The following is a 15,852-nucleotide window of genomic DNA, read 5'->3' on the forward strand; positions in this document are numbered from 1 at the left end:
GCTCCAATCTTTCAGCGGATGCGTCTGCGCGTGCGCCTATTCGCGGCGATGGTCGCCTGTCTGTTTCTCGCGCAGACGACGATTGCGGTCGCAGAATTTGCCGCGCTTGAAGGCGTCGTCTTCGGCGCAGTTTGCGCGCCGCAAGACGCGGCCAATGGCGGCGAGACGCCGCTCATCCCCCACAACCGTCATTGTCAGGGCTTTTGCTGCATTCTGCATGACGGGGCGCTGGCGCCGCCGCCTTCGAGACCTGTCGTTTCGATTGCCGTTGCCTTTCGATCCGATGCGCAATCGCCTCTGCTGACGACGTCCGCCGAGGGGCCGCGGATCGAACCAAGGCGAGCGCGCCAGTCTCCAAGGGCTCCTCCTCGGCAGGGCTGAAGCTTTTTTCGCGGACGACCCCGCCAGCCTCGCCGCCGTTTCGCTGGCGACGCGGGCGAAGGATGCGCGCGCGAGAAAGTTCGCGGGACCGTTCCGCCCGGCCGGCCGCCGCCATCGATGCGGCTCCCGACCCCGCGCATCAGAGCTTTAAGGAGGGCGAAAAGGCCCCCCGACACCTCAGACATTTGGAGACAAACATGAGCACGACAAAAGCTGAAGTTCGTTCCGCCGCCGTAGGCGCCGAACGAATCCTGGATATGAAGCCTCTACTCATCGGCGTCGCGGCGCTGACGCTCTTTGTGGCCATCCTGCGTCTTTACGAGCAAATCTTCGCCTGGAGCGTTGGGCTCGATTCATTCGCGCCCGAATATCAGCTCTATTGGATCAGCCTGTTGCAATTTGCGATTCTCGCGTCCTGTCTCGGCGCGGTCGGCGTCGTCGGCTTTTTGTGGCGCACGCGCGACCGCGATCTGGCGAATTTGGCCGCCCCAACCGAAATGCGCCGGCTGATCTATCTCGTGCAGTGGCTGGTCGTTTTTTCGCTCGCCCTCTACTGGGGCCTGAGCTTCTTTACGGAGCAGACGGCTGTCTGGCACATGACCGCCGTGCGCGACACGGATTTCACGCCGAGCAATATCATCACCTTCTATATTTCATATCCGCTTTTCGCGATCATCGGGCTCGGCGCGTTCTTCTATGCGAAGACGCGCCTGCCGATTTTCGCCAAGGGCTATTCTCTCGCCTTCGCGGTGCTGGTCGTCGGCGTCTTCATGACCATCCCGAATGTGGGATTCAATGAATGGGGCCATACATTCTGGTCGATGGACGAAGGCTTCGCCGGCCCGCTGCATTGGGGATTCGTCTTTTTCGGCTGGATGTCGCTCGCGACATTCGGCGTGGTGCTGCTGATCCTTGGCCGCCTGCGCGAACTGCTCGGCCCCGATGCGCTGGAGCAATTGCGCCAGCGCTGAGTTCGGCCTGAGCGCTAAGCCGGCGCCGTCTCCTCGCGGCGGCGCCGGTCGCGGCTTCTGACCGCCAATTTCGCCAGTCTGCTAAGCCGCGAGGTCGGCGACCACCGCGTCGAGCACCGGGAAGCCTTCGGAGCTGACGCGCAGCCGGTTCTCGCGGGTGAATTCGACCAGCCCGTCGCCGATCAATTCGCTGATCCGCGATTGCGACAGGCGCTTGCCGGTCAACAGGAAATAGCGCTGCGGATCGACGCCCTCGCGCAGCCGCAGCCCCATCAGCAGGAATTCGTCGCCTTCCTGCTCGGTCGAGAGCAACTCGTCCTCAATGAGCCCATGGCCTTCGGTCTCGACGCAGGTGAGCCACATTTCGGGATGCCGCTCGGCGGCCTGGGCGCGTCGTCCGCGCGGCGTGACCACCCGCCCATGGGCTCCGGGGCCGACGCCGACATATTCGCCATAGCGCCAATAGACGAGATTATGCCGGCATTCGGCGCCGGGCCGCGCATGGTTGGAGACTTCGTAAGCGGGCAGGCCGGCGCGGGCGGTGACTTCCTGCGTCACGTCCCAGAGCGCACGCTGCGCCTCGGCGCCCGGCAGCGCCATCTTGCCGGTGTTGACCATCCGCTCGAACATCGTGTCGGGTTCGATGGTCAGCTGATAGAGCGAGACATGTTCCGGCGCGCGGGCGAGCGCCAGCTCCAATTCCTTCCGCCAGGCGGCGGGGGTCTGGCCGGAACGTCCGTAGATGAGATCGAAGGACGTGCGCTCGAAGACCGAATTGGCGACATCGAGCGCCATCAGCGCCTCGGCGACCGAATGCTGCCGCCCGAGCGCGCGAAGATCAATGTCGTTTAGGGCCTGCACGCCAAGCGAGACGCGATTGACGCCGGCCGACTTGAAGCCCCTGAAGCGCGAGGCCTCGACGCTGGTCGGATTGGCCTCAAGCGTGATCTCGCAGTCCTTGGCGAGAGTCCAATGGCTTGAAATCCGGGTGAGAATCGCTTGCGCCGTCGACGGCGACATCAGCGATGGCGTGCCGCCGCCAAAGAAAATCGAGCGGACTTCGCGCCCGCGCGTCAGCGCGGCGCGATGCGCGAGCTCGACGCTGAAGGCCTCGACGAAGCGGTCCTCGTCGACGTCGCCGCGCCGGACGTGGCTGTTGAAATCGCAATAGGGGCATTTCGACAGGCAAAACGGCCAGTGGACATAGACGCCGAAGCCGGGGTCGAAAGCGTTGCGAATCGGTGTCGCCATGGCCCTTTATCGCATGGAACGGCGGGAAGGGCACGGCGGGCGGGGTCAAGGCCACTTGAACCAGTTTCCCGCGAACAGAATATTGGAGGCGAAGCCGGCGATGGGCAGCAACAGGCCCTTCAGCAGCGGCTGCCGCCAGATGGGGCTGAACGCGCCGCCGTCAAGATTGGTGATTTTTTCCAGCAGCGCTTCGAGGTAGCCGCGATCGGCGTCGCTCAGTCGCTCGGAGCGGCCAGGCGCTTTGGCGGCGTCGCCCTGACCGTCGCCGGGTTCTTGCTCAAGCTTGGAATTCATACTCTTCACGGCCTTATCGTCGAGAAGCGCGTCCTCGATTTTGCGCTTCGATGAGGCGCGCGCAAATTCCACCGCCCTGTTCAGTGCGAAAGCGCAGCCGACAATGATGAGGAGCGCGAGCGCGGTGAAGAAAAGGATCGCGCCGCTGTCGGGATAATTGGCGAATATCCTGCTGCGTTCGACAATCGTCAGCGCAACCAGCAGGAAAGGCCAGTAGGCCAAAGGCAGAATGCAGGCGGTGCGCATTTCAATGAATGCAAGATCGAGTTCGTCGTTTCGAACGCCGTCGATGGTCGATGGGCCAGTTTCGGCCGACGCTGGTTTCAAGCGTCCGGTCTCACGAATAGACGGCCAAACAGTCGGATGAAACTCCAGGTCATTTACGAAGCACAGGCAGAGAATTGTGGCGTCAGTCACATACATAATCGCATAGGCAATGCACAGGAATTCAAGCGGCAGCGTCAGCTCGTATAACGTTCGGGCAAATTCGCCTCTTATCGGCGGGACGATGTTTCCATATACGCCCCAGACAATACAAAACATGAGATACAACAGGGACGAGACCAAAGCCGTCCGCAAATGGCGCGCGGTTTTGCGGCCCGCGCGCACATAGCCGGCCCAGCCCGACTTGATCGTGTAAAATTTGTTCCGCTTCGCAACGCCATCAAACGTCGATTGTTTGGGCGTCAAAATGTCAAGCCAGGGCTTGAAATCGCGCGCAAAATCGAAAGCGAGTTTTTTCGGACGGGAGGCGTGTACAATGATCAGGGCTGGGCAGGTCAGACGTAATTTTTTGCCTATTTCGTAAAGATTTTCATCCAGCCGCCTCGATGCCCGCGCCACGATCAGCCAGCAAAGCATGATGACCAGCAAGCGCATCGCGATTGTCGGCCAAACGCTGACGCCATCGCTCCATGCGATCGGCTCGCCGGCGCCATTCTTAGTGAGCCATGAAGCCGCTGCTGTCCAATAGAGTGCGATAACTGTCGCTGCTAACAGGACGAAGCCGATAAATAACGCCCCCCTCTTGGTCTCGGCGCGCTGAATTTTCCGCCTCTTCCACACAGGGACGTAAGTCATCGCCAGGCATGCGCACCCGCCGACAAACAACATCGAAGCTATAAAAAGTTTTTCCTTCTTCGGAATATCCGGAAAGGCGGGCGGCGGCTCGCGTTTAACGTGCTCGTTTGACGTCGGGCGGGGGCTGGCATTCTCGTCAGGCGGCGGTGGAAGCGCCAGAAATTTGCCCGTACGTGTTATCTCGAAAAGTTGTGGCCGCTGAAGCTCCTTTTGGAAGGTTTGTGAGCGAGCCACGGCTTCCCGATCATCGATCGCGAGCTGCGTCGCGAGGAAGGCGGACGTTTGATAGGCGCTACGGAAAGGAGGAATGTCGCCTTGCAATTTATCGCCGAGCGTCGGTCCGAAGCTGGACGCGACGATCAGATTGCGCGTCCAATCCAATTCGCTTTGCATCGCCAGCGCCGCGTCGTAGTCGGTCGTGAAGAAAATCGCATTGGGAAAGTTGGGCTTTAGCGCGCGTAGGACGAGCAGCTTGTCGAACACGTCGCTTCCCAGAACGCCAATGGCCTTAATTCCCTCGCCACCGCTCAATCTGATTAGCTTGTCGTCTTCGACCAATCTGTCGGTAAGCCGCCGCAAATAATCGCTTTGACCTGGCCCATGCGGCCGGTCGCCTGCGCGCGCGGCTCTCTTGTCAAACGCCTCCTCCGTGTCGTCAGCTTCTTGGCGGCGTCCTTGCTGGTCCTCTGTTCTTCCGGTTTCTTGTCATCCGACGCAGTGACGCCGTCGATGCCGCGCAGATAGGTTTTCTCAACAATCTTAAGTTGATCTGATTCCAAGGGAGTGGAAGACCGGTTCTTGCCGTAGGCGCATTTTACATTCTGCCTGATCGAACGTCCGTAGGGCGTTTCCCAGTCGGATATCAGCGCGATGCTGTGTCCCTTGGCGTAACTTATGTCGCGAAGTTTTAGTTCATCGACGAGACGGTCGGCGAGAAGGTTATCAGGCGTGATCGTTCGTTCGATCGTGGTCGATTCGGGCGTGAGCGCACAGAGCTTCGACTCGTCCGCCGGTGGCGTCTCGACTTCCTTCGTTCCGATCGTCGCTCCATAAGAGATGAACTTGAATCGCGAAGCGCGATGTTCCTTCAGCATGGCCAGAAGCGCTTCAGACGTATGAGGTCCGATGACGGATACCGGTTGCGCCGGTTCGGCGAGGCGAAAAAATTGTGATGTCAAATCTTCAAGAATTTTGACCGGCGTTTTTTGCGTGGCGATCGTGTCAGTCAGATATTGTTCGTTGATCCAGAGCGCGAGAACATTCTGCACCCCGGTCGACTCTTCCGGAGACGACTGCCGTTCGAACCATTCATATGGCACGACCATTTTGACGGACTTTTTGTCCGGCCCTGTGACGCAGACCGAATAATAGTCGATGTGCTGGGCGTCCGCCGGCTGGAATTTCTTTCGCGCCAGACCCGACACGATGGCGTAGCGCAGTCGGCGACGGAATTCGACATCCTCCGCATAAGGCGTACCGGAAACCATGACGGGAAGAACGAGCGTCTGTTCTTGCGAACGCCAAGTTCGTTCCAAATCGATATGTTCGGAATGCTCGAACCAAGGCGCTTGGACTGGGGACGGCGCCGCACTGGCCTGGCCAGTTGCGCGTTTCGGTCGATTGTTCGGCGTCGGCAAGTCGAACCTATTGCAGGCGCCATTTGCTGGGCCCTTAGCCGCACTTTTCTCAACGGCGCCGAATGGATCCTGCCACAGCCTCGCGTCAATGTCGTGGTAGGCGTATCCATGAAACACGGTTTCTTGAGCGCTTGGACGGATGCCTTCGAGCGGCGCGTCCTTGTGGATCAGGTACGCGCCGGCGGCGATCAAAAGCGCGACGACGGCGCCGCCGCTCGCGACTGAACCGCTCTGGTCCTTGTCCTTGGACGCCATTTCAAAATCCGCAACTCGGCACTGAAAGCAATGCGTGTCAAAATCCGCTTGCGCGCCATGTGAAATGACGGCGACAAAGCTTACCAGCGTCGGCGAAATATGGCAATAATGTGAAATCTCGCTTGCCGATCAAACGTTGGTCAAAGCGCGGACGATGAGCAATTTTGCGCCGATCGAGGGGCAGAGGAGCGGCGTCTGGCGACGCCAAGACTGACGATTTGAAATGGACCTGCGGAATATTTTGAGGTCGAGCAAAGGCGCCGACGAGGCCGATCCGGAGATCAAGGCGATCGCCGAGGCGATCGCCCACAACCTCACGGCGCTCGGGCTTCACGTCGATTCGCGGCCCTACGGGCGCCGCTTTCTTGAAATCAAAGCTTCGACCTCGCCGAAACTCATCACGACGCCCGACGGAATTGAGGCGTCGGGAATCGCGCTGCTGCTCGCCGGCGCCTATGACCCGCCGTCGCTCGTATTCGAGCAGATCAATTCGCTGCGGCGCGGCATGGGGCGCGCCATGGTCGAGGCGGTCATCGCCGGGGCGACGACGCGGCCGGACGTTTTCCGCCGGCTGAGGGTCAATGACCTTTCGCCGCGCTTGCCGGACGGGCGGCGATGGTGGGAGCATGTCGCCGACGCCCATCCGGAGTTCGATTGGGTCATTACGCATGAAGAGCCGTTCAATGGCGGAAGATGAGCCGAGGGAATCGGGCGACCTTTCCGACTCGCCGCACTTCTTGAAGAAGCGCCAAAGGCTCGAAGCGCTGGCGCGCGAATTCGGCTATGACGCCGGCAAAGTGACGCTCAGCCCGCAGACGAAAACCTTCGATTATCTGGGCCAGAGCTTTACGTCGGAAGGACAGTCCTTTCCCGACGGAAGCATCGAAATCTACTATGATCCAGAGATGAGCGACGCGCGGCTCGGCTGCTGCCTCGCGCATGAAGTGCAGCACGCGCGCTATTTCGCGGTGCGCGACGCTTATCGCGCGGAACCGCCCGACGGGCCGCTGCATCGGCGCTTCGCCAAATATGCGCCGGAACTGCTCGCCGCGCAGCGCGGCGTCTCCAATTATTCGAACGAACATTGGGACGCCTGGACAGGCGACGCCCCGCCGAAGCTGTTCTCTTTCGAATTGGAGGAAGGGGACAGCGAACCGATCAATGAAACGATCGCGGAGGTCGCCAAGGCGCTCTATAACTGGGGGCCGGACGTGCGGATCAATCCTCTATGGAAAGAACTGCATGACGCGATCAATGAGGCATATGCGACGCTTCGAAGATAGAGCGCCGTTCGTTCAGGATTTGCCTTCACGCTTCAGCAATTCGCGCTTGCGCTCGACGCCCCAATAATAGCCGGAAAGCGCGCCGTCGCTGCGCACGACGCGATGACAGGGAATGGCGAGCGAAACCGGATTGGCGGCGCAGGCCTGCGCGACCGCACGCGTCGCTTTGGGTGCGCCGATGCGTTTCGCGATCTCGGCGTAGCTTGCCGTCTCTCCCGCCGGAATGTCCCGCAGCGCCGCCCAGACGCGCTGCTGAAAGGAAGTGCCGCGCATGTCGAGCGGCAGATCGAAGCGGGTTTGCGGCCGCTCGACCATGCCGACAGCGGCGGCGACATAGCGCTCAAAACCTTCGTCGGCGCCGATCAGCGCCGCGCACGGAAATCGATCCTGCAGATCGCGCAGCAATTCTTCCGGGTCGTCGCCAAGCGAAATCGCGCAGACGCCTTTCGCGCTTGCGGCGACCAGCACCGCGCCAAGCGAGGATTGGCCGATCGCGAAGCGGATGGTTTCGCTGGGCGCCCCGGCGCGATAGGCGGTGGGAGTCATGCCCAGCGTGTCCTTCGCCGTCGCATAGAAGCGTGCGCTTGTATTATAGCCGGAATCATAGATCGCCTCTGTGACTGTGACATTTTCCTTCAGCTGATCGCGCAGGCGCGCGCGCCGATGCGCCTCGGCATAGGCCTTCGGCGTGACGCCGGCGATGCGCGAAAACAGCCGGTGGAAGTGATAGGGGCTCAACCCTGCGGCGCGCGAAAGCTGCGTGAGAGTCGGCGGAGTTTCCGCCGCTTCGATGATGCGGCAGGCGCGGGCGATTTTCTTAGCGTCCCGCTCCTGCTGCGACGGCCCATCCGGCCGACAGCGGCGGCAGGGACGAAAACCCTGCGCATCGGCTTCTTCGGTTGTGGCGCAGAAGCGCACATTGGCCCGCTTCGCCGGCCGCGACGGGCAGGAGGGGCGGCAATAGACGCCGGTCGTTTTGACGCAATAGAAGAACTCGCCGTCCCGGCGCGCATCGCGCGCGACCACCGCCGCCCAGCGCGCCTCGTCGAGTTCGAGCGAATGTGCCTGCGTCATGTCTTTGGCCCGCCTTTCGCGCATCATCCAACTTTTGGCGCGAAACCCGCAATGCGTTTCTTGCTGTCCAATCTCCGAATGGCTGACAGGCGCCTCAGGCGATCCTATGCTGCGCCTCTGAAGCCAAGGATTGGACGCAACATGCCAGGACGTCAGAGCGCCCTAACGCGACGGGAAACAATTGCCGGCGCGAGCGCAAGCCTTGCTTGCGTCGGCGCGCGCGCCGCTGCGGCGTCGACGCTGCTCGTCTCCCACTTGGCCGCCATGGCGCATGACATGGGGCCGGCCCATGTCGAAAGTCCGGAGCGTCTGCGCGCCATTCTGCGCGCGCTGGACGATCCACGCTTTGCGGGCCTCTCGCGCGCTGAAGCCCCCCTGGCGCCGCAGGAGGCGCTGCTGCGCGCGCATAGTCGCGAGCATCTGTCGCGTCTCGCCAAATCGGCGCCGTCGGATGGATATGCACGCGTCGGACCTGACGCCGTCATGAATAGCGCCACGCATGAGGCGGCGTTGCGCGCCGCGGGCGGCGCGATCGCGGCGGTCGACGCGGTGATGCGTGGCGACGCCAAAAACGCTTTCGTCGCGATGCGGCCGCCGGGACATCACGCGACGCGCGAGACGCCGATGGGCTTTTGTTTTTTCAACAATGCCGCGATCGCCGCGCTGCATGCGCGCGTCGCTCATCGAGCTTCGCGCGTCGCCATCGTCGATTTCGACGTGCATCACGGCAATGGCGTGCAGGAGATTTTTTGGAGCGATCGAAACGTCCTTTACGCATCGACGCATCAGATGCCGCTCTATCCAGGCACGGGCGCGGTCAACGAAACCGGCGCGCATGACACGATCGTCAACGCGCCGCTCGTCAAGGGCGACAGCGGCGCGCAATTTCGCGAAGCGCTTGCGTCGCGCATTCTGCCGCGCCTCGACGTCTTCTCGCCCGATCTCGTCATTTTCTGCGCCGGCTTCGACGCCCATCTGCACGATCCGCTCGGCGGCTTGCGTCTCATTGCCGATGATTTCAGATATGTCACGCTGCGGGTGATGGAGATCGCTGCGCGCCGCTGCAACGGCCGCATTGTCTCGCTGCTCGAAGGCGGCTACCGCCCGGAAGACCTCGCGCGCAGCGTCGCGGCGCATGTCGGCGCGCTGGTGGAGGCGTGAGCCGGCTCGCTACGTATCATTCCCGGCAGGCCGAAGGCCTGACCGGGAATCCAGAGCCAATCCAAGAATGCTGGTTTTGCTCTGGATTCCCGATCGCGCTGCGCGCGTCGGGAATGACATTCGGGTCACCCAAGCCGCGCCGCGAGCTTGCTCCATAAGGCGTTCTCCGCCCGAAAGACATAGTCGAGCCCGGCGCTGGTGACGCTTCTGGCGCCTTGCGCGATCAGCCAGTCGGCGAGCGCCGCGACCTTGCTCGCCGGGCAGCGGAAGCTCGCCGAGCAATTGTCCTTGTCGCGTAGTACCGCGCCGAAGTCCGTTTCAGCCGCCCGCAGAATCTGTTCGCTGACATCGGGCAGAGCAGCGCGCACCTCGCGCGTCGTGCGCGCTTCCTCTTCCGCGGCGATGCGTGAAAGAATGATGCGCGCCGCTTCGCGCGCGGTTTGGCTCCAAGGCGCCGTCAGCGAGGCGACGAGATTGGCCTGCGAACGCAGGATCACGCCATCCTCGATAATTTTCAGCGCATTCGCCGCGAGCGTCGCGCCGGTGGTGGTGATGTCGACGATGAGATCGGCGGAGCCGGCGGCGGGCGCGCCCTCGGTCGCGCCGGAGCTCTCGACGATGCGATAGTCCGAAACGCCATGCGCGGCGAAGAAGCGCCGCGTCGTATTCACATATTTCGTCGCGACGCGTAGGCCGCGGCCGTGACGCGCGCGAAACCCGTCGGCGATATCGGCGAGATCGCTCATGTAGCGCACGTCGATCCAGGCCTGCGGCACGGCGACGATGACATTCGCCGCGCCAAAGCCGAGCGGCGCGAGAAGCTCCACTCTCTTCTCCGCATCGGGGATTTCTTCGCGCACCAGATCTTCGCCGGTGACGCCAAGATGGGCTTCGCCGCTGGCGAGCCTTCGCGTGATCTCGGCCGCGGAGAGATAGGCGACTTCCGCGCCCTCGACTCCGGCGACGGCGCCGCGATAGTCGCGGGCGCCGCGCCCCTGCGTCAGCTCCAGGCCGGCGCGCGCGAAGAAGGCGGCGGCGTTTTCCTGCAGCCGGCCTTTCGAAGGGGAGGCGATGATGAGTTTTTGCATCACGCCTCTTCCTTGCCCGGAGAAAGTCGGTCGATCCAGATGGCGGCGCCGACCGCCGGTATGTCCGAAGCCGCGCCCAGAGTCTTGAACAGCCGGTCGTAGCGACCGCCGCCGATCACCGGCTCGCCATCGCCGTCGTGGCGCGCCTCGAAGACGAAGCCGGTGTAATAGTCGAGATGGCGCGCGAAGCTTGCCGAGAAGCGCATGTCTTGGACCGTGAGGCCGCGCGCGTCGATGGCGCGGACGCGCGCGTCGAAAGAGTCGAGCGCGGCGGAAAGGTCGAGCCGCGCGTCGGCGGCGAGGTTGCGCATCGCGGCGGAAGCGGGTGCGGGCGCGCCTTCGATGGCGAAAAAAGCTTCCGCCAGCGCGCGCGTTTCTTTCGACACGCCGTCGCCGTCGGCGAGCGTCGCCTGGTCGAGGAAGCGTTCGGCGATTTCAGCCGCGCTGCGCCCGCCGACCGGCGTGATGCCGGCGATCGACAGAAGGTCTTCGACGAGCCGGCGCGCATCGGCCGGATCGACCTTGGTCAGCGCCGCCAGGACGCCCGACTGTTCCGACCCGCCATTGCGCCTCGGCGCGGCGAAAATATCGGCGATCCTCTGGCCGCGCGCATGGCCGGCGGCGAGACGCCGGCGCCAGATCAGCGGCATGTCGAGCCTTTCGAGAAAGGCGGCGACGAGCCCGGCGTCGCCCATGTGAACATTGAGCCGCGTCGCGCCTGCTGCGGCGGCGGCTTCCAGCGCGGCGACGAGGATTTCCGCGTCGGCCGCCTCGCGGTCGTCGCGGCCGAAGCTCTCGAGGCCCGCCTGAAGAAATTCGCCGTCGCCGGTCGCGCCATGCTCGGGGGCGCGGAACACCGAGCCGCCATAGGCATAGGCCGCCGGCTGGCCCGCCTGCGCCGAGGCGAGATAATCGAGGCAGACGGGGATCGTATATTCCGGGCGCAGGCAGAATTCCGCGCCGGAGCCGTCGCTCGTCAGATAGAGACGGCCGCGGAAATCCTCTCCGGAGCGATCGAGAAAGACATGCGCCGGCTGCAGAAGACGCGGCTCGCAGCGCGCGAAGCCTTCCCGCGCGAAATGCGCAAGGATGGCCGCAAGGCGCGAAGCTTCGCAGTCTGTAGCGGCGGTGGCGGGGGTCAAGCGCAAATCCTCTCGAAATTCGCGCTCTCTTTAGCAAGCGCGCCGCAAGGACGCATCCCGTTTGTTGGCGAAGGGTGAACGGGACTTGGGAGCCGTTTCGCGCCTTATCGGCTCTATTGACAAGCAATTTCGGAATGCCAAACGATGCGTCCGTTCGAGAGTTCACTTTTGGCGGGCGCCGGCTGCGAGAGACTTTAGGGCGACGTTACTCATGCCGATTAATAATTATAACAAGATCGTCGTGACGATCCATGGCATCCGCACCAATGGCGGCTGGCAAAAGGAAATCACGCCCGCCCTCGCGTCGCATGGGCTGATTCCCTATCACATCAACTACGGTTATTTCTTCGCGACGCGGTTCCTGTTCAAGCCGTTCAGAGAGAGTCAGATTGAAGCGATACGCCGGGAGCTGATCAATCTGCGAAAGGATACCGGCGCGAACAGGATCAGCATCATCGCGCACAGTTTTGGCACTTTTATCGCGATGGAGGCGTTGCGCAGGGACAATGGCGAATTGAAATATGACCGGGTGGTGTTGACCGGCAGCATTCTCCCGCGAAATTTCGACTGGCGGACTCTGTTCGAGCGAGAATTGGCGACGGCCGTCTTCAATGTGCGCGCGACCTCCGACTGGGTCGTCAGCCTGGCCGCTTTTCTATCGGGGAGCGGCGGCGGTCGCCTTTCCCGGGCGGCGCATTGGTTGACCGGGTTGAATGCGGGAGACAGCGGCCGTCGAAAGTTCGATTTCGATGGCGCGCGGCTGCTCGATGAAGAAATCGAAGGCCACCACAGCATCGCTCATGATCGCGTCCGTTTCGGCAAATGGGCCAGATTCATCAGCTATCCGCGCCTCCCCGATGATCTTCTGCGAACCCTCAAGCGAAAGCTGGATGCGCTTCGGCTGGTCGCGGCGAAAGTTCTGCGCGCCCCGGCCGATGTCATACGCATCAATTATTTTTCCCTTGATCGGGGCGTTTTGAAAATGGTTCCCGGCGCTTTCGACAATATGACCTACGCTCCGGAATTCGAGCTGGAGATTGATCTTGGGCTGGGGTCGACAGGCAAGGCCTTCACGAGCGGAGAACCTTTTTTCGTCGTCAAGAACGAGGCTGCATGGAGTGGCGATCAGCTGCCGAGCAGCGAGCTTCACAAATTGCATCCCGACCTCAGCTGGATACTCTCCTTCCCGATCGAATGTCCGAGGCGACAAATCGTGGTCGGGGTCATCAATTATGACTGCCTTGGCGGCATTCCGGAAGCGTTCCGCGATCCGGCGTCCAAGGATGCACAGGCGGTCATATTGGCGCTTAAGCCATATACGCTGGATTCGGTCGGGCCTTGCCTTGAAGCGGCCTTTCTGGGAGAATATTTACCTGAAGTCTCTATTTAGATTGGGGCTTCCGGCTGGAGTTGGCTATGAAGATACAGACGATCCCGGTGAACCCGGCAGCGAGCGCCACAGGGTCAAAGCCGGGCATTTTCATGTTCGAGGTCACGGGCCAGCCTGACCCGAATAATGAAGTCGTTCAACTCGCGCGCAAACTCCTGCGCGAATCGTCGGTTTCGTCGGCGGTGGTCGAGGCGTTCGAACAATCCGTCGGAAACGGACGGTTGGAGTCGCAGAAATAAAAAAGTCTACATGTATTCCGTTGGCTGCCGACAATGGACACGGCGGCGGCAAACAATGCATCTCTTGCTTCTTTTCCCAGCCTCTGCCACATAGGGGCCGGGAGGTTGGCGCTGGACGCTTCACTCGCCAACCGGGTCAGGTCCGGAAGGAAGCAGCCCTAACGAGCTTGGGCGGGTCTCCGTTCAGCCTCCCACCCTTGCTTAATCGCTAGCCTCAACGGTCCTGCTCGGCGCGGCGGGTCGAGGCGTTTCGACGGGCGCAGCGTCCGACGCTATGCTACAAGCGTGGCGAAATCCTTGGTCGTCATTGCGCGCGAAGCGGAAGCAATCCAGCGCCGCCGCGCGGCGTTCCGACTGCTTTGTCGCTTCGCAATGACGCTTTGCCGAGCTTATGGCGTCGATGAACGACACGCTTTTCACTGACGATCAGGCGCCGCCCTCGGCCTATCGCGTGCTGGCGCGCAAATACCGACCGACCAGCTTCGCGGACCTCATCGGCCAGGAGCCGATGGTGCGCACGCTCGAAAACGCCTTCGACCTCAATCGAATTCATCAGGCCTATCTGCTCACCGGCGTGCGCGGCGTCGGCAAGACGACGACCGCGCGCATTCTCGCGCGCGCCTTCAACTATGAACTGCCGGCGCACGACGGCAAGCCGGCGATCAATCAGCCGACGATCCATATGGAGGAGCTCGGCGTTCACTGCCAGGCGATCATCGATTCGCGCCATGTCGACGTGCTCGAAATGGACGCCGCCTCGCATACCGGCATCGACGACATCCGCGAGATCATCGACAACGCCCGCTATCGCCCGGTGATGGCGCGCACCAAGGTCTATATCATCGACGAAGTGCATATGCTCTCCAAGGCCGCCTTCAACGGTCTCTTGAAGACGCTCGAAGAGCCGCCTGAGCATGTGAAGTTCATCTTCGCGACGACGGAAATCGACAAGGTGCCGGTGACGGTCCGCTCGCGCTGCCAGCGCTTCGACCTGCGCCGCATCGACGCCGGCCTGCTCGCCGATCATCTGCTGAACGTCTGCAAGGCCGAGGGCGTCGCCATCGAGCCGGACGCGCTCGCCATGATCGCCCGTGCGGCCGAAGGATCGGCGCGCGACGCGCTGTCGCTGCTCGATCAGGCGATCGCTTACGGAGCGGCGCATGCCGCCGGCGGCGCGATCGCCGCCGAGGATCTGCGGCTGATGCTCGGCGTCGCCGACAAGGCGCGAGTCATCGATCTTTTCGAAGCGGCGATGTCGGGCGACGTCGCCGCGGCGATCGGCATTCTCGAAGATCAGTATAATGGCGGCGCCGATCCGGCGCAGGTGCTGCTCGAACTTGCTGAATTCACCCATCTCGCGACGCGATTGAAGCTCGCGCCCGAGGCCGCGAATTCGGCGGCGTTGACGCCCGAGGAAAGGCGCCGGGGCGAAGACGCCGCCGCCCGTCTGTCCGTGCCGGCGCTGACCCGCGCCTGGCAAATTTTGATGAAGGGCGTCGAGGAATTGCGCGGCTCGCAGCGGCCGCTGGCGGCGGCCGACATGGTGCTGGTGCGGCTCGCTTATGCCGCCGACATGCCGACTCCGGCCGAGGCGCTGCGCCGGCTCGGTTTTGGCGAGGGCGCAGCGGGGGCCGAGTCTCAAGCGTCACCGCCGAGAAGCGCGCCGACCGGCGCGGCGCCGGCGCGCGGCCCGCGACTGGTTGCGGCGGCGCGCCCCGCGGTCGCTCAGCCCTCCGCCGCGCCGGCCGCAACGACACTTATCGCGAGCTTCGACGCTCTCGTGGCGCTTGCGGCGGAAAAGCGGGACATGCGCCTCAAGATCGCGCTCGAATCCGAGGTGCGGCTGGTGCGCTTCGAACCCGGGCTGATCGAATTCGAACTCGCGCCCGGCGGCGCGCGCGATCTGGCGGCGACGTTGATGCAGAAGCTTCAGGCCTGGACCGGCGAGCGCTGGATGGCGTCGATCGTCGCCGCGGGCGGCGCGCCGTCCCTCAAGGAACAGCGCGAGGCGGAGGAGCGCAGACGCCGTTCCTCTCTCGAATCCGATCCGCTGGTCGCGAGCGTGCTGGCGCGTTTCCCCGGCGCGCAGATCGTCGCGGTGCGGGGCAGGGACGAGGGCGCAGCGTCCGCCGAAACGCTTTATGATGATGCGTCGCCAATCGACGAAGACGACGGAGAAGCGCAATGATGGACTTCATGGGCCTGATGAAGCAGGCGCAGCAGATGCAGGCCAAGATGGCCGAGGCGCAATTGGAGCTCGAACAGACCGTCGTCGAAGGCGAGGCGGGCGGCGGGATGGTGAAAGTTACGCTCACCGCCAAAGGCGCGATGCGGAGCGTCTCGATCGATCCGAGCCTGTTGAAGCCGGATGAAAAGGAAATTCTCGAGGATCTGATCCTCACCGCGCATATGCAGGCGCGGCTCAAAGCCGACGAAGCCATGGCCGAGAAGATGAAGGCGCTGACCGGCGGCCTGCCGCTGCCGCCGGGGCTGAAGCTGCCGTTTTGAGATGGCTGCTGTGAACGCGAAACATTGGGGTGGCGCACGTACGCCCTCTCCCTATGGGAGAGGGTGGCTGCGAAGCAGCCGGGAGAGGGGTATCCCTT

General features: G+C 62.8%; 14 protein-coding genes and 1 other RNA gene. 9 read left to right on the forward strand and 6 right to left on the reverse strand.

What is annotated here, in order from left to right; all coding sequences use genetic code 11:
• Nucleotides 1–578 precede the first annotated feature (578 nt).
• On the forward strand, nucleotides 579–1,352 hold the full coding sequence (locus U1E20_RS01745) for a methane monooxygenase/ammonia monooxygenase subunit C (RefSeq protein ID WP_409978860.1): 774 nt from the start codon (nucleotides 579–581) through the stop codon (nucleotides 1,350–1,352).
• An 81-nt stretch (nucleotides 1,353–1,433) separates the two neighbouring features.
• Here the strand turns inward: U1E20_RS01745 and hemW are convergent, their stop codons facing one another.
• Genes hemW through U1E20_RS01760 form a run of 3 tightly spaced genes read right to left on the reverse strand, consistent with a single transcriptional unit; the run spans nucleotide 1,434 to nucleotide 5,806 of the window.
• On the reverse strand, nucleotides 1,434–2,603 hold the full coding sequence (gene hemW, locus U1E20_RS01750) for a radical SAM family heme chaperone HemW (protein WP_409978861.1): 1,170 nt from the start codon (nucleotides 2,601–2,603) through the stop codon (nucleotides 1,434–1,436).
• Nucleotides 2,604–2,648: 45 nt separating this feature from the next.
• Nucleotides 2,649–4,535: a hypothetical protein gene (locus U1E20_RS01755; RefSeq protein WP_409978862.1), complete on the reverse strand. Its 1,887-nt coding sequence runs from the start codon at nucleotides 4,533–4,535 to the stop codon at nucleotides 2,649–2,651.
• Entirely contained in the window at nucleotides 4,514–5,806 is a 1,293-nt protein-coding gene (locus tag U1E20_RS01760; protein ID WP_409978863.1) for a hypothetical protein, read from the reverse strand. Before U1E20_RS01760 ends, U1E20_RS01755 begins: the two co-directional genes overlap by 22 nt.
• Before the next feature lie 286 nt (nucleotides 5,807–6,092).
• Here U1E20_RS01760 and U1E20_RS01765 point away from each other — a divergent pair, with 286 nt between their 5' ends.
• Together U1E20_RS01765 and U1E20_RS01770 are read left to right on the forward strand one after the other, a co-directional pair.
• Entirely contained in the window at nucleotides 6,093–6,566 is a 474-nt protein-coding gene (locus U1E20_RS01765) for a hypothetical protein (RefSeq protein ID WP_409978864.1), read from the forward strand.
• Nucleotides 6,553–7,152 (forward strand): hypothetical protein, encoded by a 600-nt coding sequence (locus U1E20_RS01770; protein ID WP_409978865.1) that lies wholly within the window; start codon nucleotides 6,553–6,555, stop codon nucleotides 7,150–7,152. The genes U1E20_RS01765 and U1E20_RS01770 overlap by 14 nt, the downstream gene beginning before the upstream one ends.
• 12 nt (nucleotides 7,153–7,164) lie before the next feature.
• Here U1E20_RS01770 and ada read toward each other — a convergent pair whose 3' ends face one another.
• Entirely contained in the window at nucleotides 7,165–8,226 is a 1,062-nt protein-coding gene (ada, locus tag U1E20_RS01775; RefSeq protein ID WP_409978866.1) for a bifunctional DNA-binding transcriptional regulator/O6-methylguanine-DNA methyltransferase Ada, read from the reverse strand.
• A gap of 141 nt (nucleotides 8,227–8,367) precedes the next feature.
• On the opposite strand from ada, the gene U1E20_RS01780 reads away from it, so the two are divergent.
• Nucleotides 8,368–9,387, forward strand: coding sequence for a histone deacetylase family protein (locus U1E20_RS01780; RefSeq protein ID WP_409978867.1), 1,020 nt, complete (start codon nucleotides 8,368–8,370; stop codon nucleotides 9,385–9,387).
• 125 nt (nucleotides 9,388–9,512) lie between these two features.
• Here U1E20_RS01780 and hisG read toward each other — a convergent pair whose 3' ends face one another.
• The gene (gene hisG, locus U1E20_RS01785; RefSeq protein WP_409978868.1) at nucleotides 9,513–10,475 is read right to left on the reverse strand and encodes an ATP phosphoribosyltransferase; all 963 of its coding nucleotides are present in this window, start codon (nucleotides 10,473–10,475) and stop codon (nucleotides 9,513–9,515) included.
• On the reverse strand, nucleotides 10,475–11,617 hold the full coding sequence (locus U1E20_RS01790; protein ID WP_409978869.1) for an ATP phosphoribosyltransferase regulatory subunit: 1,143 nt from the start codon (nucleotides 11,615–11,617) through the stop codon (nucleotides 10,475–10,477). The genes hisG and U1E20_RS01790 overlap by 1 nt, the downstream gene beginning before the upstream one ends.
• 211 nt (nucleotides 11,618–11,828) lie before the next feature.
• On the opposite strand from U1E20_RS01790, the gene U1E20_RS01795 reads away from it, so the two are divergent.
• The 5 genes from U1E20_RS01795 to U1E20_RS01815 all read left to right on the forward strand — a co-directional run bounded on the left by U1E20_RS01795 (nucleotide 11,829) and on the right by U1E20_RS01815 (nucleotide 15,754).
• Complete coding sequence (locus U1E20_RS01795) at nucleotides 11,829–13,007, forward strand: esterase/lipase family protein (protein ID WP_409978870.1); 1,179 nt, start codon at nucleotides 11,829–11,831, stop codon at nucleotides 13,005–13,007.
• A gap of 26 nt (nucleotides 13,008–13,033) precedes the next feature.
• Nucleotides 13,034–13,246 (forward strand): hypothetical protein, encoded by a 213-nt coding sequence (locus U1E20_RS01800; RefSeq protein ID WP_409978871.1) that lies wholly within the window; start codon nucleotides 13,034–13,036, stop codon nucleotides 13,244–13,246.
• A gap of 99 nt (nucleotides 13,247–13,345) precedes the next feature.
• An RNA gene (gene ffs / locus U1E20_RS01805) (signal recognition particle sRNA small type) lies at nucleotides 13,346–13,442 on the forward strand.
• 204 nt (nucleotides 13,443–13,646) lie between these two features.
• A complete protein-coding gene (locus U1E20_RS01810; RefSeq protein ID WP_409978872.1) occupies nucleotides 13,647–15,434 on the forward strand; it encodes a DNA polymerase III subunit gamma/tau in 1,788 nt (595 codons plus the stop codon).
• On the forward strand, nucleotides 15,431–15,754 hold the full coding sequence (locus U1E20_RS01815) for a YbaB/EbfC family nucleoid-associated protein (protein WP_409978873.1): 324 nt from the start codon (nucleotides 15,431–15,433) through the stop codon (nucleotides 15,752–15,754). The genes U1E20_RS01810 and U1E20_RS01815 overlap by 4 nt, the downstream gene beginning before the upstream one ends.
• Nucleotides 15,755–15,852 lie beyond the last annotated feature (98 nt).

Source organism: Methylocystis sp. (assembly GCF_046349115.1).
GTDB lineage: Bacteria > Pseudomonadota > Alphaproteobacteria > Rhizobiales > Beijerinckiaceae > Methylocystis.